The organism is Bradyrhizobium sp. STM 3562 (assembly GCF_045571435.1).
Classification (GTDB): Bacteria; Pseudomonadota; Alphaproteobacteria; order Rhizobiales; family Xanthobacteraceae; genus Bradyrhizobium.
In genome coordinates this window covers 4,229,730-4,249,414 of sequence record NZ_CP120694.1, presented here as the reverse complement: position 1 = coordinate 4,249,414, position 19,685 = coordinate 4,229,730, and the positions used below count along the sequence as shown (strand labels likewise).

Below are 19,685 nucleotides of genomic sequence, written 5' to 3'. Positions count from 1 at the left end.
GTCGCGCGAGCGATCGCCGTTCAGTTGTTCGGCGGAAGCTCGATCGAGTTCTGCTGCTTGCCGGTGTTGAATTCCATGATCTTGCGCGTCACGCCCGGAAAGATTGCCGAGATCGGGTTGATGCGTACCACCGGCGCGCCCGGCGTGCCGACGACCTCATAGGTGACGCCGAACAGCCCCTCGTTGCTGCCGCCACCAAGAAAGAGACCGAGCACCGGAATCTGACCGAACATGTTGTTCAGCCCGTAGAGTGGCACGAACGTGCCGCTCATGCGGACCTGATTGGCGACGTAGTCGATGCTGCCTTCGATGGTTGCCCCCACCGTCGGTCCCTTGACCACGCCTTCGCGCACGCTGAGCTGTCCGTTGTGTCGGGTGAACTCCGCGCGCAGCCGCGAGAACGACACGCCGTTCTGCACGCCGGGACCGCCGGCCACGACACGGTCGAGCGCGGCCTCACCCTTCACCGTGAAGTCGCGAACATTCATCAGGCCTTCCCTGGCCGACGGTTCGACCGTGGGCGGATCCATTGCCAGCGCGAGCTGCCCACCGATCATCTTGGAATAGACGTCGCTGAAACGGAAGAAGGCGCCGGCATCGTTGGTCTCGATGTAGATGACCTCGCGTCCAACCCCCTGCCCGCGCGGCTTCAGCTCGGCGCTCAAAGGCGTGTCGCGGCCGATCTTGCCGCTCAGCACAAAGCTCTTGATCAGACCGTTCCGCCGGGAGAACTTCAGGTCGATGTTGCGCATCGCCTCGCCGTTATAGCCTGCAACCGCACCGAGCTTGAGATCGACATCAAGGTCGATGCTCTTGAGCTTGCTCTTGCTCTCTTCCTTGGTCGTGCCCGAGATCGCCGATTTCAGGAAACCGCGGCCATCGAATACATCGCCGCGCATGGTCACCTTCACGATGCCGTCCGGACCGCGCTCGGCGCGCAATGAGGTCTTGTCGCCCTCGGAGGGCGAATAGGTCGGGAAGTTGGCGTTCATCAGATCGCCGTTCTGGTCCACCTCCAGCGATCCCTTGATCGAGGCGCCGCCGGCCGCGATTTCGATATCCTCGAACCGTGTCGATTGGGACTTCGGGATGACGTTGAAGGTGGCCTTGCCGGATTTGCCGGTCGCCTTGACCCAGCCCGGCAGCACGTTGTCGAGTTTCACCGCCGTGAGATCGGCCTCAACCGCGAGCTTGCTGTCATGGTCGGGACCGCCGATCTTGCCTGTCAGCTTGATCGGGACGGCGCCGCTTACGCCAGGACCGAGGTCGAGACCCAGTCGCGCGCGGCTCGCATCATCCAGCGTCGCCTGCAATTTGATATCCGCGTCGCCATCGGCTGGCTTGCGGTAGTCCAGCGTCGCCGGCTGGCCGTTGATCTTGACGTCGCCCTTGACCTGATAGCCCTGGTTGTTGGCGACGATCTTCAGCGTGTTGGCCTCCAGCTTCTGGCCCATCACCAGCTTGTCGGCGGCAAATCCGTTCAGATCGGCGCTCACGTTATAGGTCGTGTCGTCGGCCGTCAGTTCACCCTTCACCGGCATGCCCAAATTGATGAACGCGGAGAACGTTCCCTTGCTGGCATTCGGATCGACCTGTGTTGCGGACAGGTCGCTGAGGCGATCGGAGGCGAGGATCTCGGCCGCAGCAGGAACCGGTCCGTCCACCTTCATTCTGACTCGCGCCGGCGGCGGCTTCGGATGCGTGTCGGGGACCTCGAAGACAAAATCGGAAATGTTGATCCTTCGGCCGCCCGGCGTGTCGGCGCTCGCCTGTCCGATCGTCACGGTCGCGGTGCGGCCGGTCACGCGCGCCTTCAAATCGGCATCATGCACCGACGGCAACCCGTCCACCGGATGTACGGTGACGCCGCTCGCCACGATGTTGATGGAGAGGCCGTCGTCGGGAATCGGCGGCCCCTTACGTGGCAGGTTTTTCACCAAGGTATTGACGCCGATCTCGATGCGCTGAACCGAGCCGCGCTCGATGCGCTCGATCACCCATTGGCGCACCTCCGGCACGATCAGCGCCGGCCAGATGCGCTTCAAGGCGGAAGCCGACATCGGCGTCGCGGCGAAGCCGAGCTTGAGCAGCGGCTCGCCGGAATAGTCGATACTGCCGCTGCCGGCGATGCCGATCTCCCCGTTGCTGAGATCGGCCTGGGTCAGCAACACCTGCTTTCTTTCGGTGTCGAAGCGAAATCCGATCGAGATGCGGTTGAAGATCAGCGGCGGTTCGCTGTCGATACCGCCGAGCAGGATGGTGCCGCCGGAAAGACCGAGCTGCCAGTCGTTGTCGTTGCCATTGGGCGGCTCCAGATGCGCCAAAAGGGTGATCCGGTTCTCGCCGGCAACGACCTTGAGCGGTGCGACCAACACGCGCCGCCCGGCGTCCCACTCGACGTTCATTTCCGCCGAGTCGATCTCCATCGGATAATCGGGCGTGTCGGTGTCGGTGATGGTGCCGCTGCCGACGACGATCTTGCCTCGGAAATAGGTCGGCAGGCCATCTCGTCCCAATTCGCCCTTTAGCTCGCCGCTGAGCGGCAAGTCCGCGTTGTAGGTCAGGTCTTTCAGGCGCAGCGCCAGAAGGATGTCGCTGGTCGAGACCTTGTCGGCGCGGATGTCGACGCTGCGCACACCATTCTCGGCGGCGCCGACGGTGACGCCGAGCGACCATGGATGCGCGCCCCCCTCGCCGAGGCTGAGCGCCACGCCACCACCGCTTGGCCGCCGCAGGCTCAGGCTGATGTTCTCAAAATTCCACTTGTTGCCGCGCTGCTGGTCGTCGACCACCAGGCTGCCATTCTTCAAGCCGATCTCGTTGAGGTTTTGGCCGTCCAGCCCCGTGAGGCTGAGGCTGTCGAGCCAATCGAGTCCGGCGAGCAAACCGCCATTGCCGCTTGAGGGCGCGGTGGCCGGTGGCGCGGGCGCCGGAGCGGCGGTGGGCGGCGCGGCGAGAGATGAAGGTGGCTGCACCGCCAATCCCGCCCCGTCTTTGGGCCGCGCCGCAACGCCGGTCGCGAGCGGCTTTGCAGTCTCGCCGGCAGAGACGGTGACATAGCCATCCGGCGTGATGCGCACCGAAAGCACGGCATCGACCAGATTGAGGCTCTCGGCGCGAAGTTGCCCCATCAGCAGCGCTGCGCCGGACAACTTGACCTCGGCTTTCGGCGCGCTCGCCACGACCGCATGGTCGCGATCGCGCACGATGATATCGCGGATTCGCACGGCGATCCGAACCCGTCCCGCCCGCTCGATCTGCGTGCCGCCGACTTCGACCGTGTTGCCGTTGCCGATATTGTCCTCGATCGCGGCGGCAAGCCAGGGCGTCGCCATGTCGAGATTGATCGGTCCCGCCCCGAGCCGCCACCACAGCGCGCCGAAGCATCCGGCGAAAATGACGATCAGCGACGCGATGCTAATTGCGAGCCGTCGCACCCAGCGTTCGCCGGCAAGCCAGCGCGGGACTGCAGCCAAACGATGGAATCCCGGGCGGGAACGGGACAGCAGCCGCCGCGCACGGTGGCCGGTGGCCTCCTCGTGCTCCTGATCCCAATCCTGCTCGTCCCAATGCACCTGTTGCACGGCAGCGGCAGGCGGACTGGAGCCTTGGTGAGGCCCCTTGGGCGACGTATTCCTTGCCATTGCCTCTCGGTAGCGGCGTTCATTGGAGGATTGATCGCCGGCACGGCACCCGTCGACAGGTAACGAGCGCTCCTGTGCCGGCATGGCCGCCAATCCTCGATTAATCCGGTTGCTCGTCATCAGGGCCCAAACGGCTCAGCAACAAGCAGACGGTGGATGCCTCGAATTCCTTGTAACCATACTCCGGGGCCGTCAGACTTGCCCAGCCAAAGGCGCGATTCCGGTTCGCCGGGCAAGACCCGTAATGACGTATGATTGATCCGCCGAAAGCGACGAAAGGAAGGCGTATGTCCAAGAAATCGCGCAAGAAATCCCTCAAATCGTCTGCCGGGGCCAAGACGGGCGTGAAAAGGTCAGCCGCGGCGAGAGCAAAACCCGGGAAAACACGGAGCCTTCCGGCGGCGAAATCAACGAAGAACGCCGTCACCGGACCATCGCCGAAGTCCGCATCGAAACCATCAAGCGCTCCGAAGGCCAACAGCCCGGCGGTTGCAAAAGCCGAATCGGCGGCAGGCAAATCGCCGCAACTGGCGGAAGGTGCCAAGGCCCCTCCCTTCCGCCTGCCGCGCGACGGCGGCGAGGTGGTGTCCCTCTCCGACTTCGCGGGGCAGAAGCTGGTGCTGTTCTTCTATCCGCGGGCTAACACGCCCGGCTGCACGAAAGAGGCCATCGATTTCACGCGACTGTCGCAAGCCTTTGCCGAGAGCGGAACCGCGGTGCTTGGCGTCTCCGCAGACAAGCCCAAGGCGCAAGAGGCGTTTCGGGACAAGCACAACCTGAATGTTCCGCTCATCTCCGATGAGAAGCACGAGATGCTGGAGGCCTATGGGGCCTGGGGCGAAAAATCCCTGTACGGGCGGACGTTCATGGGGATCATCCGCACCACTGTTCTGATCGGCGGCGATGGGCGCATCAAACGGATCTGGCGTCACGTGAAGGTCGACGGCCACGCCGACGCGGTGCTTGCGGCCGCGCGCGCCGCTTAGGGCCCGGAACCCATTTCCCAAAAATTAACCATGAGCAGGTCAAATCGCTCCTGCAAGTTTAGCCGTACGGAATCGCCTTCCGACCGGCGCGGGAGTGCTGATGACGTATCGGTCAGGTCAATATTCCGGATATCCCCAACACCACCCTCATGACCATGGCCGGAGCTTCGTCCGCCGGCCATCCTCTGGCGGTGCGCCGTCGCCCGGCTCGAAACCGCGTAGCGAAAACGGCTACACCATCCTGCACGCCGGCAAGCAAGTGCGGTTCGGGCCCGTCGCGTTCTGGATCGTGGTCGGCACCATCACCCTGCTCGGCCTGTGGTCGGCCGCAACCGCGACCTATTTCGCCTTTCGCGACGACGTCCTGACGCGGCTGATCGCGCGTCAGACCGAGATGCAAAACGCCTATGAGGACCGCATCGCCGAGCTGCGCGCCAAGGTCGACCGCACCACCAGCCGGCAATTGCTGGATCAGGAACAATTCGACCGCAAGCTCGATCAGATCATGCGTCGACAGACGGCCCTTGAGGCGCGTGCAACCGCGCTCGGCGCCATCCCCGACATCACCGGCTCGATCAAGCCGCCGGCGCGTGCCGGCGTCCCCGCGGAGACCGGCACCGCGACCCCCAAGCCGTCGCCGATCAGCGATACCGTGATTTTCGTGGCGCCGCCCGACCGCGAAGCGCGGCTGGAATCGCGCGCGCCTGTCGCCGCGAGTCCTCCGCCGAGCCAGCTTGCGAAAGTCCAGGGCGTGGACAACGTGCTGGTCCGCCTGGAGCAATCGCTTGACGGGGTGGAGAGCCGGCAGATGGCGGCGCTCGACACTTATCAAGACAGTATCGAATCGCGCCTGCGCCGCATGCGGGGTGTCATCACCGATCTCGGACTCAACATGGCGCAGCTCGAGGCGGCAGCCCCGCGCGGCGCGATGGGCGGGCCCTTCGTTCCCGTCAAGCTTTCGCCCAATGCCGGCGCTTTCGAGCGCCAGTTCTATCGCATCAATATCGGCCGCGCGCAGATGGAGCGGCTGACCCGGACGTTGTCGCTCGTGCCCTATCGAAAGCCTGTTATCGGCGAGGTCGAATTCACCTCGGGCTTCGGTGTACGCGTCGATCCGTTCCTGGGCCGGCCCGCGATGCATACCGGCCTCGACTTCCGCGCCCAGATGGGCGATCCGGTGCGCGCCACCGCCAACGGCAAAGTGGTCTCGGCCGGCTGGGCCGGCGGCTATGGCCGCATGGTCGAGATCGATCACGGCAACGGGCTCTCCACACGCTACGGCCACCTGTCGGAGATCAACGTCAAGGTCGGCCAATACGTGAAGATTGGAGAGGTGATCGGCGAAGTGGGCTCGACCGGCCGCTCGACCGGTCCGCATCTGCATTACGAAACACGGATCGACGGCGAAGCTGTCGACCCGCAAAAATTCCTGCGCGCCGGCGTGCGGCTCGCGGCAGGCTGACGCCACCTTCACATCTCATCTCGATCAGATCGCGGCCCGGTGCCGTGGAGTCGCGGCACCCGCTAATGCCGGCCGCCGCCAAATCCACCGGGGCCTCCTCCGAATCCGCCAGGACCGGGGCCTCCACCAGGTCCGCCAAGCGGACCGCCCGGGCCGCCGCCGGGAGGCCCTAAATCTCCAGGCCCCGGCGGCGTGCCACCAGGAGCAGGACCAGACGGGCCACCCGGCCCGATGGCTTGGCCATGACCACCGTTCGGGCCTCCGGGACCGCCAGGCGGATAGCCGGGGCTGTGGGGCCCAGCGCCAGGACCGGACATCGGACCCTGAACGCCGCCCGGACCGCGTGGGCCTTGCATCGACGCTCCCGGGAAGCTGCTGACGGACTGGACGGATTCGACCCGCAGGCCGCCCGAACTGTCGCGTACGGCGTTTACGACGACGCGCGCTTCGCCTGACGTCGGCGAAAAGCGCGACACGTCCCGCGCCACATAGCCCGAGCCCAACTCCAGGTCGGAGCCCGAGCGCCGCACATAGGCCTCGATCAGCAGGCGGCTGGTTCCGGCGAGATCGGAAAGATCATCCGCCCGCGCGCGCGAGACCTGCATGACACCCTGCGCGAGATGGCCCTCGGCCTGAACGCGCTGCCCAACCAGCGCAGCGTTCACGCCGTCAACGCGCAGTCCGCCAATCCGGAGCTCGCCGTGCTCCCGTTCCAGCAGGCCCGCGACGCGGGTCGCGTTATCGCGGCGCGGTTCGATCAGGCTTGCGACAACCACCCCGTCGGTGCGGCGCAGCCCGAAGACCGCGACATGCGTACCGGCCCGACGCCAGCTTTCACTGCCGGAGGAGATCACCCGCTGCCCGAGCACCGTCAACTCGCCGGCTCTCACATTCTCGATCGGTCCGACGACCTCGCTGACGATGTCGATGCCGCGCGTGGTCAACGTGCCATCGGCCCTGCGTTGGGCGACCACGCGCGCGACCTGTCCGATCCGCAGTGCCTTCGCGGATGCCACCGCCCCATCGATCCGCACCGGCACATTGGGGTCGTAGCTGATGCGCTCGCCATTGACGTAAATGCTGCCGAAACGCTGGATCACGCCGACGATGCCGGTGCCACCGATGCCATGGTCACCGCCGGTTATTCCGGTGCCGCCGATCCCGTGATCACCACTGAGGCCTGTGCCGCCGATGCCATGATCGCCGCCGCGACGGTTCTGCGCCCAAACGGACGACGATCCTGCGAGCCAAAGTCCCGCGAGCAGAGACCTGCGCGAAATGATCGGCCATTTCGTCACGGCTGATCGCCTTCGCCCGGCTCTTCGCCACCGCCATCCGGATCATCGCGATAGACGTAGACGCCGAAATTCCAGCGGCTGTTGCCGCCCTTGTCCTTGGCGAGGGCGCGATTGGCTTCCCGGTTGGCGGTCTTCAGCACCTCCATCGCAAGCTCGCGCGAGCGCGCCTCCAGCCGTTTCGCCAGCTTGGGCGAGAGGCCGTCATAGTGCACCGCGCGCTCCATGAAGGGCGGTGTCGCCGACGACACGTTGTCCGCGGCCGCCGCGATGTGGTCATGCAGGTTGCGGCCGAGATAATGCCACTTGCGATCGTCCTCGCCGCGCGGCACGAAAGCGGTCTCCACCAAGACGATCTGGTCATTGTCGTTGATGGTGACGAGCTTGCGATCCAGCCACTCATCGAGCACCGCGCGCGGACGAACGTCTTTGGTGATCGAAGCGACCAGCGACTCGAATGACGGCGCATCGTTCGCCGCCGTGCGCGGCAATGGCAGCGGCTCGCCCTTGGCATCAGTGAACTCGGGTGCAGCGAGCCAGCGCGCGATGATCGCGCTGGTGCGCGACAGCGTGGCCGGCGTCTCGTTCACCGGCGCGCCGGCCCCGCGCAGCCGCGCAACCTCCTTGCGGTGAATGCCAGTGAGCAGGCTGACACGGCTGTCGGTCTGCTCCTTTCCCTCGAGCGCAAAATCGTGCTCGGCGACATTGACGAACAGCTCACGCAAGAGCTGGGCCAGTGCCGGAAACGTCATCCCGCTGCGAATGCAGAGCCGGACCAAAGGACGCAGCAGGCGCGCGAGCGGCGCGTGCAGCTTCGGCGCGGCGATTGGCTGATGCGACGCCGGCTTCGAGCTCCGGGATTTGGCATTCATGGCAAAACTGTAGCGGTCCCTCTCGTGGGATACAATCCCACTTTTTTCGCAAACTTGGTTGACGTGTGAATTTTTCCCACATATACGACGCCCATCAACCACGGGGAACCCGACGCATGCCTCGTCACGACACCGCTCACTCTCCCAATGCAGCAGAAAGTGGTCCCACCCGACGCGGCACGGTCGTCGAGGTCATGCTCTCCATCATCGTACTCGGCGCGCTTCTGATGTTCGCGCTTGCCCTGCCCTATCTTGCCGGCTGTCTGATCGGTTGAGCGGCGCGAGGTCCATCGTGATCCCCCTTCGCCATTTGTCCCGCCGCCCGTCGGTGCTCCACATCTTCAAGGTCTATTACCCCGACCTGTTCGGTGGAACGCTTTCCGTGATCCGGGCTATTTGCGCGGGCCTGAAGCACAAATTCGCAGCCAACGTGCTCGTCTGCTCCAAGTCGGGCGGACAACGGCGGCTCATCGTGAACGACGTGCCGGTCGAGCGCGTGCGCTCGTTCGGGGATGTCCTGTCGCTTCCTCTGGCCCCGACCTATCCGTTGCGCCTGTGGCGCCGCATCGCCGAGCATGATCTGCTGGCGCTGCATGCGCCGTTTCCGCTCGCCGATCTCGTCTTCGCGCCGGGATTTGCGCGGAAGCGGCCGCTGGTGGTGCATTGGCATGCCGACATCGTCTCGCATTCCTCGCTGCGATGGCTGGTGCAGCCGCTGATGCGGCGAACGCTGCAGCGGGCGAACGCGATCATCGTGTCCGATCGCGCGCTGGTAGGCGGCACGCCGCTGCTGCGCGAATTTGCCGACAAATGCCACGTCGTGCCGTTCGGCATCGACATCTCCAAATATGAGTGGCCACCGCGGCGGCCTCCTCACGTTAATGGTCGCGGACGCCTCGTGCTCGCCTGCGGCCGGCTCGTTCCCTACAAGGGTTTCGACGTGCTGGTGCGTTCGGCGGTCAACCAGAGTTTCGAGGTGTGGATCGTCGGCGAAGGTCGCGAGCGCGAGCGCCTCGAACGGCTAATCCGCGAACTTGGTGTTCAGGACCGTGTGCGCCTGCTCGGCTCCGTTCCGGATGACGAACTCGCAAAGTTCATGTGCATCGCGGACGTGTTCGTTATGCCGTCGGTTACTGATGCCGAAACCTTCGGACTGGTGCAACTCGAAGCGATGGCCGCGGGCCGTCCGATCATCAACACGTCGCTTGATACCGCCGTACCGCATGTCGCCCGCGACGGCATCGAGGCGATTACCGTGCCGCCGCGCGATCCGACGCGACTTGCGGAGGCGATCAACAGCTTGATCGCCGATCCGGAGCGCCGACGCCGCATGGGCGATGCCGCACGACATCGCGCCGCGACGAAATATTCCACCGCTGCGTTCCAGGAGGGAATCGAGGAGGTTTATCGGCAGGCGATAGCCTCACGGCAACCGGCCCGTGCTTTGCGATCGCCGCCGACCGGCCTGCTCGGCGCGATGCGGATCGCGGCGGCGCTGGCCTGGTCCGACATGCGTCACCGCTATGTGCGCTCACTGCTCGGTCCGTTCTGGATGTCGATCCAGATGGCGATAATGGTCGCCGTGCTGGGATCAGTGATCGGCCATTTCTCGGGCGGCGGTACCATCTCGCGCTTGCCCATGCTCGCGCTCAGCCTGACCGCCTGGAATTTCCTCAACAGCGTGGTGCTCGATTCCACGACGGCGCTGCAGGACTCGGCGAGCCTGATCAGGGATCGCGCCTTGTCACCGGTCATTTTCCTGCTGCAGTGCTGCTTCCGGCAGGCATTGTTCGCCCTACACAATCTCTCCGTGCCGTTGCTCCTCTGGCTCGTCCTGAGCCCGATGGATCTCAAAGCGGTGCTCGCCGCCCTCCCCGGATTTGTACTTTTCGTCGCCTGTACGTTCGGACTGAGCCTTGTCATCGGCGCCGTGGCCACGCGCTTCCGCGATCTGAAGCCGATTATCGAATCCACGTTGACGCTGGCCTTTCTGTCCTCGCCGGTCATCTGGTCGCCGGAGATGGTCAATCAGGACTCCGCCATCATGCGCCTCAATCCACTGACGCACCTGTTCGCTGTCTGGCGCGAGCCCTTGGCGAACAGCCATGTTCCGATCATCAGCATCGCCTATGTGCTGGCGTGCCTTGCCGCGCTTGCCTTCGCGGGCTGGTTCACCGTTGTCCATCTGCGCAGAGCCGCGTTCTGGATCTGACCCATGGCCGGCATCCGCTTGCACAATGTCTGTCTCGACTATCCGCTCTATGGCGCCTACGACTTCTCGCTCAAGCGTCGCCTCCTCGGGCCGCTGATCGGGGAGACGAGCACCGCGCGAACGATCCGCGCCATCGACGATCTGTCGCTCGAAGCGACAGCCGGCGCGCGCATCGGCCTGTTCGGCCCCAACGGCTCCGGCAAATCGACGCTGCTGAGGCTGATCGCCGGCGTCTACCCGGCGACCTGCGGCCAGGTCGAGGTCGACGGCAGTATCGTGCCGTTGCTCGGCCTGAACGCAGGCGCCAATCTGGACTTCGTGGCGGCGGACAATATCAGCCTGCTGCTGCGCATCGGCGGACGAAAGCCGACGCCGGCAATCGTCGACGAGATATGGGCTTTCACCGAGCTCGAAGAACGCATGCGGCATTTGCCGCTGCGCATGTTCTCCTCGGGCATGCTGATGCGCGTGCTGTTCGCGACGGCGACGGCGTTTCCGGCCGATATCCTCCTGCTCGACGAGTGGCTCAGCGTGGTCGACGAGAACTTCTCGGCCAAAGCCGAACAGAGGCTGCTGAAGCTGGTCTCGATGGCCGCGATCGTGATCATCGCGTCGCATGATCAGGCGCTGCTGCAGCGCATCTGCACCAGCATCATCAAACTCGATCACGGCCGCATCGTCAGCACCATCCCGGTCGATCAGAATTCCGTTCGCCAGAAGGACCTGCGAGAAAAGCGCGCATGAAGAAGATCCTGGTTGTCAGCGAAGCGCTCGGCGAGCCAAACCATAAGCGTGGCATCTTTCACTTCACCCGCGAACTGGTCCGGTCACTGGCTGCGGAGGGCCACGAGCTCACCCTGCTGGTCGAAACCACGCGCCGCTATCGACGGCTGCGACGGCGACAACGGCGAACACCGCTCTTTCCGGCGGATTCGCGCGCGATCGAGCTGTTGGCGCTCTACCGTTTCCTGGACGAAACCAACATGGCTGAGCCGATGATGCGGAGCACCCTGCGCCGCACGATCGCGTGGTTCAGGCAACGCATTCATCTCGCCACCTCCTGGGAATTCGCCTCCTGCTTCCTCCGGGCCATCGGGCTGCTGGGCTTGCGCGCTCGGCTGATCGAGAACAATACCGTCGGCCTCGAATACATCCCGACCGACCTGCGCCATCTCAAATTGTTCCGCGATTTCCTGCTCGAACCTGGGTTCTACAGCTATCAGGACATGTCGGCGCTGCTGCGGTTGCCGGCACCGCGGATCGACGCGCGCGGCTACGACATCGTTCTGGTCGACACGCCGACACGGGTCGCGATCACACACAATCCCGATGCCAGGGTGATCTGTGTCGTTCACGATCTCTTGCCGCTCACTGATCTCAGGCTCAGCGACGTCGCGACGCGCCTGTTTCTGTCACGCCTGCTGACCAGCCTGCACCAGGCCGACGAACTGGCATTCGTCTCGAACTACAGCATGAACCGGTTCAGGCAGTTGCTTCCGCAATTCGCGCACCTGCCGGCCCGCGTCGTCTATCCGCGCACGCGCTTCGATGCGTCGGACGCGATACGGCCCACGCCGGCCGCAGCCCGCTCCGCGCGGCCGACCTTCGTCATCATCGTGTCGGCGGAGCCGCGCAAGAACCTGAACTCGGTGATCCGTGCCTTTCGGAAATTGCCGCACGCCGACCTCGTCGTGATCGGCTATACAGGTGCCGCACATCCGATCAGGAGTTTGCCGTCCAACGTGCGGCTTGCAGGTTACGTGGACGAACAGGACAAGGCGGCGTTGATCGCTGAGGCGCATGGCCTGATCATGCCGAGCCTCGCAGAAGGATTTGGTGTGCCGATCATCGAAGCTCTGGCCGCAAATACGCCGGTGTTGTGTTCGGACATTCCGGTGTTTCGCGAAGTGGCAGGCGAGCTCGCAGATTATTTCGACCCCTTCTCGACCGAGTCGATCTGCGCATCCGTCACGCGGGTCTTGGCGCAGCAGGAGGAATGGCGAAACAAGATCCGGGCACGGCGCGAGGAGCTGGCCGTGCGTTTCGGCCACCACACCCAGGCCCGCGATTTCCTCGCACACCACGCCGGCCCCGAAAACGTGGTTGCTCTGGCCAAGACCTCCGCGCCATCTGCCGCGCTCAACGATCTCGCCACGCACGGGACTTGAGATTTCCGAGACGCTCGCCGCCCATGACGATCGAGCCTGGCCTGTCGCGCGCCACGCCCCTGCCGGCCCGCCGGTTTGAGCAGCACCGCGCATGGCGCTGCTCGGGGACGTATCTCCGGGTCACCGACATCCTGGTCGTGCTGACGGCGGCCTCACTGCCGTGGTCGACGACTGCGCCAACTGTTTTCATTCTGTTGTGGCTGTTCCTCGTCCTCCCCCTCATGGATTGGAAGGCCTTCGGCCGCAACCTGCTGCATCCAGCGGCTGCCCTGCCCCTTGCATTCGTCGCACTCGCCACGATCGGCACGCTCTGGTCTGATGCCGCATGGGCAGCACGCCTGCACGGCATCAACCCGGTTTCCAAGCTCCTGCTCATTCCTTTCCTGCTGTACTTCTTTCAGCAGTCGCGCCGCGGCCTCGGGGTCCTCGTCGCCTTTGTCGCCTCCTGCGCCTTGTTGCTGCTGCTGTCCTGGATCGTGCTGTTCGATCCAGCACTGAAGATCACAGCAACCGTCTCGGATGGCGTTCCGGTGAAGAACTACATCGACCAAAGCCAGGAGTTCGCGGTCTGCATCTTTGTCCTGGCTTGTCCGACCCTGGTCGCCGCGCGACAGCGACGCTTACCGACTCTGCTCGGCTATCTCGTGCTGATCCTGGCCTTTCTCGCCAACATGCTGTTCATCGTTTCGGCCCGGACCGCGCTGATCTACATGCCGGTGCTTCTGGTGATGTTTGCCGCACGATACCTCGATCGGCGTACGGCTCACGCCCTGCTTGCCGCGGTCACCATTGCCGGCCTGCTGGTCTGGACGACGTCGCCCTACTTGCGCCAGCGGATCGGCGACATCGCGATTGAATATCAGGCCTACGAGACCAATAGCCTGGCGTCGACGGCGCAACGGCTGACCTATTGGCGCAAGTCGATCAGATTCATTGCCGGCGCACCGCTGCTCGGCCACGGTACCGGCTCGATCAGGCACTTGTTCGAGCAGGACGCGATCGGACAAACCGGCTTGCGCGCGGATGTGGTGAACAATCCGCACAATCAGACCCTCAACGCCGCGGTGCAATGGGGACTGCTTGGCGTTATCGTTCTCTACGCGATGTGGTTGAGCCATCTCCTGCTGTTTTCCGGGCGAGATCTGGCGTCATGGATCGGGCTAGTGGTCGTGGTCCAGAATTTCGTGAGCTCACTCCTCAACTCGCATCTGTTCGATTTTCACGAGGGCTGGATGTACGTCCTGGGCGTCGGCATTGCCGGCGGCGTGTCGCTGCGGGACCGCAGCGACACCAGCCAGCCAAATCTCGGTACAGGGTCGCCGCAGGTCCAGGTCAGTGGCTCCGCGCATGGCCGACCTCACCGGTGATGACGTCGCCAAACAGCTCCCAGCTCTCGCCGTTGAAGCGCATCAGTTGCATCTGTTCGATCGGAAAATAATCGTCCGGCGAGGTGTTGATAGTGATCCCCGGCAGCAGCATGTCGCTGGCGAAATTCTTCAAATTGGCGGCCTGCTTCATCACGTTCTCACGCGTGAGATTGTCGCCGCACTGTTTCAAAACCTGCACCATCGCCTGTGATTCCACGTAGGCATAGGCATTATTGGCGTTGGCCTTGTCGCCATCCGGATAATACTTGTCCATGAAATCCCGCCATTTCTGTACGCCGGGATCGTCCTTCCAGCGCGGATCGGTGGGGTCCTTTACGTATGCCGTCGAGATGATCCCCTTGGAATATTCGAGGCCAGCCGGCTTTAGGACGGAAGCAATGGTGGTTGCGGTGTTGGCAAGAAAGAATTTCGGCTTCCAACCGAGCTCGCCGACCTTGCGGATCGCCTGTGCCGAGCCCTTCGGCGCCGCCCAGGAGAAGAAAATATCGGCGCCGGAATCGTGCAGCGCCACGATCTGGGAGTCGATCGAGGGATCGCTCACCTCGTAGGACTTGTCGGCGATGATCATGTCGATCTTGTCGCCGAGTCCATCTTTGAGGCCCTTGAACTGATCCCGCCCTGCATCATCGTTCTGCCAGAACACGGCGATCTTGCTGTCGGGATAATGCTCTCGGATGTACTTGGCGTAGATCCGGCCCTCGCTCTGGTAATTGGGCTGAAAACCCATGGTCCAGGGGAAATTCCTGGGATCGCCGAATTTGGTTGCACCGGACGCGACGAAGAGCTGCGGCACTTTTTTGGCGTTCATGTATTTCATCATGGCCGAGTTCGACGGCGTGCCCAGCGACTGAAAGATCAGCAGGACCTCGTCGCTTTCGACCAGCTTGCGCGCCTGCTCGATCGCCTTCGGCGGGCTGTAGGCGTCGTCATAGGAGATGAAGGTGATCTTGCGCCCATTGATGCCGCCTTGCGCATTGATCATGTTGAAGTAGGCGGCCTCCGTTTTGCCGATCACGCCATAGGACGAGGCGGGTCCGCTGTAAGGCATGATGTTGCCGATCTTGATTTCGGTATCGCTGGCGCCGGGATCGTATTTCTTCTCGGCGTGGGCGGCGGTGGCGAGCGCGGCCGATACGGCAAGCGCAATCACAGCAACAAAGTTCCTGAGACACCCCGGCATCGCAACCTCCCGACCAGATTTTCTTTTACCGGCAGTCTCGCAAGGCCCGCCTGACCTGGCAAGCACTGCTTATCCCGTGCCGCGAAACGGCATTGTTGGCTGTCCACATTTATGATTGATGCAGGCGGAGCAATCGGGGTTTTTGATCTTGGAACTGAAGAGACGGATTGGCCCGCGACATCCGCGCCTTGGCAAGGCGGCATTCGATTTCGCGCAGTGGCTGGCCAGGCACACGATGGGGCGAGCCGGTTTCCATCAGCTCGACTCACGCTTTGCCAAGGAGCGCCTCGCGCTCGCGCGGCAAAAACTCGCCCGCGGCGAAGCGCTCTATCTCGCAGGGATCGGCGCACCGGGCACGCATAATTCGGGCGTGGCGCTGGTGGAGGTCACGCAAGCGAACGGCCCCCGGCTTCTGCTCAACAATGAGGAGGAGCGCTTTTCCGGCAACAAGCACACCTCGGAATTTCCGCAAAAATCGATTGATGCGATGGCGGCGTTCCTGCGCGGGATGGGGCGCGACGTCACCGATATCTTCGCCTGGCTGACCTCTTGGGACTATCCGACGCTGGCCGGCACCATGTTCCGCTCACTGCTGGAGGAGTTTCCGCAAAGCCTGAAACTCGCGCGGCGTCTTGAAGCGACCGGCTTCGACGGGCGGCGCATGGACGAGATGACGCGGACACCGAAGAAGCTGGCGCGGCAGCTCGGCCTCGCCGATCCTGTTCAGTTGATCACGCTGGCGCACCACGACAATCACGCCTGGTTTTCCTTTGCCGCCTCGCCCTTCACCGACGACGGCGAGCCGGTCGCACTCGCCGTGCTCGATGGCACCGGCGACCTTGGCTCGGTCTCGCTCTATATCATCAAGAACGGCGCGATGCGGCGGCTCTATTGCAACGAGAGCATGTTCGACTCGCTCGGCGCCTTCTACAGCGTGATCTCGTCGACGCAAGGCGGCTGGACCTGGCTCTCCAGTGAAGGGCGCTACATGGGCGCCGCCGCCTGGGGCGACATGAGCCGCGCCACCAATCCCTATTATGCGCGGTTGAAGCAGGTGCTGCAGCTCGAGCCCGATGGCGAGGTGCGGCTCAACCGTGCCCTCGCCAACTGGTATTGCGACCCGTTCGAACATCCCTACAAACGCGAGCTGATCGAGATTTTGGGCGAGCCGCTCAGGCCGGACCAGCTCTGGAATCCCGACGCGGTGCTGCGGGTCGAGGACATCGAACACAGGCCCGACACACAGGACCGCCTGGACAAGGCGGCTGCGACGCAGCTCGTATTCGAGGACGCGATGATCCATGTGGTGGATCATTTGTTGCGGATCACCGGCGCCAATCGACTGGTGCTCACGGGCGGCGTCGCGCTCAATGCGCTCGGGAATATGCGGCTGCTCGAGCATTTCGATGAAGCCTGGTTTGCGCAAAACCAAAATCGGAACGCACGCCTGCATCTGTGGGTGCCACCCGTGCCGGGCGATGCCGGCGTCACCATTGGCGCCGCCTGGCTGTTCGCGCATCTTGCCGGCAGCCCGCGCGGTGCGCCGCTGACGCATGCGTTCTATTGCGGCACGCCGCCTTCGCGCGCCGAGATTGAGGCGGCACTCGAGGCAGACGACGTTGCCTCACAGCGCATCGGCGATGTCTCGACCATCGATGGCCGCGAGGCCATCGCCGACCTGATGGCCTTCATCATCGCGAAGGACGGCGTGATCGCCCTTTACCAAGGTCCGGCCGAAACCGGCCCGCGCGCGCTCGGCCATCGCTCGATCCTGGCCAATCCCTGTGATCCCCATGCCCGGGAAAAGCTCAACGAGCGCGTCAAGTACCGCGAAGCGATCCGCCCGCTGGCGCCGATGGCGACGCTGCAAGCGGCGCAGGACTATTTCGAGTTGCAGGAGGGAGCCTCCGACGCCGACTACAATGCCTACAACTACATGGTGCTGACGGCGCATTCGAAGCCGCACGCGCGGGAGAAGATTCCGGCCGTCATTCATGGCGACGGCACGGGACGCATCCAGATCGTCCGCGACGCCGACGATCCCCTCACCTATGCCTATTTGAAAGCTCTCGGCCGCCATATCGGTGTCGAGATGTCGGTCAATACCTCATTCAATGTCGCCGGTCCCATCGCGCAGACGCCGCGACAAGCGATCGAGACGCTGCGCCGCTCCAAGGGGCTGGACGCGGTGTTCATGGTGGCAAGCGATGGTGCGGTTTACGCGGCCTGGCACGGCGGCGCGCGCGACAGCGGGCGATTCAAAGGCTGGTCCGCGGAGTGGCAGGCCGGGCGGTAGGATGTGTAGAGAGCAGCGATCGGCTACTCGCGTTTCGCCCGCGACACCAGCTCGATGATCTTGGCTTCGTCGTCATCGGGCGCAATCGCCTTCGCCCGCGCGTAGGATTCCACCGCTGCGCGGCTCATCAGTGGCTTGTCCGCGAGCAAACTCTCCGCCAGCGCCACCGCATAAGCAGCATCCTTGTGCCGCAGCGTGGCGGTAAACGTCGCGTCGGCGAAGTTGCGCGCGGCCATGCGTTTGGAGTGCCGGATCACTTGAGGGCTGGCAATGACGCCCGTCTCGATCGATTGGAGCACCAGCTTCATGTCGAGACCGGCCTGCTCGGCGATGGCGAGGCCTTCGGCGATGCCGGCGATCTGGATCGCGCCCATCAGGTTGTTGATCAGCTTGTAGACGGTGCCGGTGCCGACGGCTCCGAAATGCCGGATCGTCGCGCCGATCGGCTCGAGAAAAGGCCGGGCCTTTTCCAGATCGGCAGCATCGGCACCGACCAGGAGCGTGAGGTTTCCGCTTGCCGCCGCATCGGGCAAGCCGGTCACCGGAGAGTCGATATAGATCAGGCCACGGCTGTCGAGCTCGCGCGACATGTCAAGCGCATGGCGATGCGACACGGTGGAGCATTCGATCGCGAGCGTTCCGGCCTTCATGGTCGTCGCGGCGCCATCCTCGCCAAGCCAAACGGCCCGCGAGGCCTCGTCGTCCGCGACCATGGTCACGACCGCATCGGTGTCGATTGCGGCATCCGCAGGAGAAGTTGCCCATCGCGCACCGCGGGCGATCAAATCCTCTGCCTTCGCCTTGCTGCGATTCCACACCGTGACCGCAAAGCCCGCATCGAGATAGCGGCCCGCCATGCCGTGGCCCATGCGTCCAAGACCGATGAACGCAACACGCGGCATGGCTTAGTCCACGTCCTCGACTTCGCCCGGCGCCGTGCCGAAAGCGCGCTGGGCCAGCGCGGCCGCCATGAACTCGTCGAGATCGCCGTCGAGGACGCCCGAGGTGTCGGAGGTCTGCACGCCCGTGCGCAAATCCTTCACCATCTGATAGGGCTGCAGCACATAAGAGCGGATCTGGTGTCCCCAGCCGATATCGGTCTTCGCGGCCTGTTCGGCGGCGGCCTTTTCCTCGCGCTTCTTCAGCTCGATCTCATAGAGGCGGGCACGCAGCATGTCCCAGGCCTGCGCCCGGTTCTTGTGCTGGGACCGGCCAGCTTGGCAGACCACCGCGATGCCCGTCGGGATATGGGTGAGGCGGACGGCCGATTCCGTCTTGTTGACGTGCTGGCCGCCGGCGCCGCCTGAACGCATGGTGTCGACGCGGACGTCGGATTCCTTGATGTCGATCTTGATGGTGTCGTCGATGACCGGGAAGATCTGCACCGAGGAGAACGAGGTGTGCCGCCGCGCGTTGGAATCGAACGGCGAGATCCGCACCAGGCGGTGCACGCCGGCCTCGGTCTTCAGCCAGCCATAAGCATTATGGCCGCTGATCTGGACGGTGGCGGACTTGATGCCGGCCTCTTCGCCCTGGGATTCTTCCACATATTCGATCTTGAAACCGCGCTTTTCCGCCCAGCGCGTGTACATGCGCAGCAGCATCTGCGCCCAGTCCTGGCTCTCGGTGCCGCCGGCGCCGGCATGAACCTCGAGATAGGAATCGAAGCGGTCGGCCTCGCCCGAGAGCAGCGCCTCGAGCTCGCGCCGCGCCACCTCTTTTTTCAGGCCCTTCAGCGCTTCCTCGGCTTCCGCGACAATGCCGGCGTCGCCCTCGGCCTCGCCGAGCTCGATCATCTCGACATTGTCGGCGAGCTCGCGCTCGACCTTGCCGATGCCGGACAACGCATCCTCCAGCGAGGTGCGCTCCTGCATCAGCTTTTGTGCCTTTTGGGGATCGTTCCAGAGATTGGGATCTTCGGCGAGCTTGTTCAGCTCAGCCAATCGCGCCGTCGATGTTTCGACGTCAAAGATGCCTCCTCAGCAGCCCGACTGACTGCTTGATCTCTTCAACCAACCGCTCGATTTCGGCGCGCATTGACTTCTCTGCTTGGATTTCTTTGCTTGGATTTCTTTGCTCTTGGCGGCATCGGCCGCCGCGATCGTGTCGTTGTGCATGTAGCGGCGGGATGCCCAAAGCGCAATCGCCGCCGCCTCAATCAACTAATTTAAGACTCGATTTG

At 63.9% G+C, this 19,685-nt stretch carries 15 protein-coding genes; 8 read left to right on the top strand and 7 right to left on the bottom strand.

Features of this window, described 5'->3' with window-relative positions; translation table 11 throughout:
* Positions 1 to 20 precede the first annotated feature (20 nt).
* Positions 21 to 3,728: a DUF3971 domain-containing protein gene (locus P6U23_RS19645; RefSeq protein WP_407174081.1), complete on the bottom strand. Its 3,708-nt coding sequence runs from the start codon at positions 3,726 to 3,728 to the stop codon at positions 21 to 23.
* A gap of 203 nt (positions 3,729 to 3,931) precedes the next feature.
* Between P6U23_RS19645 and bcp the strand changes: the two genes are divergently transcribed.
* Together bcp and P6U23_RS19635 are read left to right on the top strand one after the other, a co-directional pair.
* On the top strand, positions 3,932 to 4,630 hold the full coding sequence (gene bcp, locus P6U23_RS19640; protein ID WP_407174079.1) for a thioredoxin-dependent thiol peroxidase: 699 nt from the start codon (positions 3,932 to 3,934) through the stop codon (positions 4,628 to 4,630).
* Between the two features lie 100 nt (positions 4,631 to 4,730).
* Positions 4,731 to 6,092, top strand: a complete 1,362-nt coding sequence (locus P6U23_RS19635; RefSeq protein WP_407174077.1) for a peptidoglycan DD-metalloendopeptidase family protein — start codon at positions 4,731 to 4,733, stop codon at positions 6,090 to 6,092.
* 62 nt (positions 6,093 to 6,154) lie between these two features.
* On the opposite strand, the gene P6U23_RS19630 is transcribed toward P6U23_RS19635, so the two are convergent.
* Both P6U23_RS19630 and P6U23_RS19625 read right to left on the bottom strand, forming a co-directional pair.
* Positions 6,155 to 7,390 (bottom strand): DUF5666 domain-containing protein, encoded by a 1,236-nt coding sequence (locus tag P6U23_RS19630; protein WP_407174075.1) that lies wholly within the window; start codon positions 7,388 to 7,390, stop codon positions 6,155 to 6,157.
* On the bottom strand, positions 7,387 to 8,259 hold the full coding sequence (locus P6U23_RS19625; RefSeq protein WP_407174073.1) for a DUF6502 family protein: 873 nt from the start codon (positions 8,257 to 8,259) through the stop codon (positions 7,387 to 7,389). Before P6U23_RS19625 ends, P6U23_RS19630 begins: the two co-directional genes overlap by 4 nt.
* A 116-nt stretch (positions 8,260 to 8,375) precedes the next feature.
* On the opposite strand from P6U23_RS19625, the gene P6U23_RS19620 reads away from it, so the two are divergent.
* Genes P6U23_RS19620 through P6U23_RS19600 form a run of 5 tightly spaced genes read left to right on the top strand, consistent with a single transcriptional unit; the run spans position 8,376 to position 14,006 of the window.
* The gene (locus tag P6U23_RS19620; RefSeq protein ID WP_407174071.1) at positions 8,376 to 8,534 is read left to right on the top strand and encodes a hypothetical protein; all 159 of its coding nucleotides are present in this window, start codon (positions 8,376 to 8,378) and stop codon (positions 8,532 to 8,534) included.
* A gap of 17 nt (positions 8,535 to 8,551) precedes the next feature.
* A complete protein-coding gene (locus tag P6U23_RS19615) occupies positions 8,552 to 10,471 on the top strand; it encodes a glycosyltransferase (protein WP_407181320.1) in 1,920 nt (639 codons plus the stop codon).
* Positions 10,472 to 10,474: 3 nt separating this feature from the next.
* Entirely contained in the window at positions 10,475 to 11,215 is a 741-nt protein-coding gene (locus tag P6U23_RS19610; protein ID WP_407181319.1) for an ABC transporter ATP-binding protein, read from the top strand.
* A complete protein-coding gene (locus P6U23_RS19605) occupies positions 11,212 to 12,639 on the top strand; it encodes a glycosyltransferase family 4 protein (RefSeq protein WP_407181318.1) in 1,428 nt (475 codons plus the stop codon). The genes P6U23_RS19610 and P6U23_RS19605 overlap by 4 nt, the downstream gene beginning before the upstream one ends.
* 23 nt (positions 12,640 to 12,662) lie before the next feature.
* Positions 12,663 to 14,006, top strand: coding sequence for an O-antigen ligase family protein (locus P6U23_RS19600; RefSeq protein ID WP_407181317.1), 1,344 nt, complete (start codon positions 12,663 to 12,665; stop codon positions 14,004 to 14,006).
* On the opposite strand, the gene P6U23_RS19595 is transcribed toward P6U23_RS19600, so the two are convergent.
* Complete coding sequence (locus P6U23_RS19595) at positions 13,972 to 15,207, bottom strand: ABC transporter substrate-binding protein (protein ID WP_407181316.1); 1,236 nt, start codon at positions 15,205 to 15,207, stop codon at positions 13,972 to 13,974. The genes P6U23_RS19600 and P6U23_RS19595 overlap by 35 nt on opposite strands.
* A 148-nt stretch (positions 15,208 to 15,355) precedes the next feature.
* Between P6U23_RS19595 and P6U23_RS19590 the strand changes: the two genes are divergently transcribed.
* Complete coding sequence (locus tag P6U23_RS19590) at positions 15,356 to 17,503, top strand: carbamoyltransferase C-terminal domain-containing protein (protein ID WP_407181315.1); 2,148 nt, start codon at positions 15,356 to 15,358, stop codon at positions 17,501 to 17,503.
* A gap of 23 nt (positions 17,504 to 17,526) precedes the next feature.
* On the opposite strand, the gene P6U23_RS19585 is transcribed toward P6U23_RS19590, so the two are convergent.
* The 3 genes from P6U23_RS19585 to P6U23_RS19575 form a co-directional block, all read right to left on the bottom strand.
* The gene (locus P6U23_RS19585) at positions 17,527 to 18,405 is read right to left on the bottom strand and encodes an NAD(P)-dependent oxidoreductase (RefSeq protein ID WP_407181314.1); all 879 of its coding nucleotides are present in this window, start codon (positions 18,403 to 18,405) and stop codon (positions 17,527 to 17,529) included.
* 3 nt (positions 18,406 to 18,408) lie between these two features.
* A protein-coding gene (prfB, locus tag P6U23_RS19580; protein ID WP_407181313.1) for a peptide chain release factor 2 occupies positions 18,409 to 19,540 on the bottom strand; the annotation gives its coding sequence in 2 pieces (ribosomal slippage) (positions 18,409 to 19,470 and positions 19,472 to 19,540; 1,131 coding nt in all).
* Entirely contained in the window at positions 19,483 to 19,665 is a 183-nt protein-coding gene (locus P6U23_RS19575) for a hypothetical protein (protein WP_407181801.1), read from the bottom strand. Before P6U23_RS19575 ends, prfB begins: the two co-directional genes overlap by 58 nt.
* Positions 19,666 to 19,685: the final 20 nt, after the last annotated feature.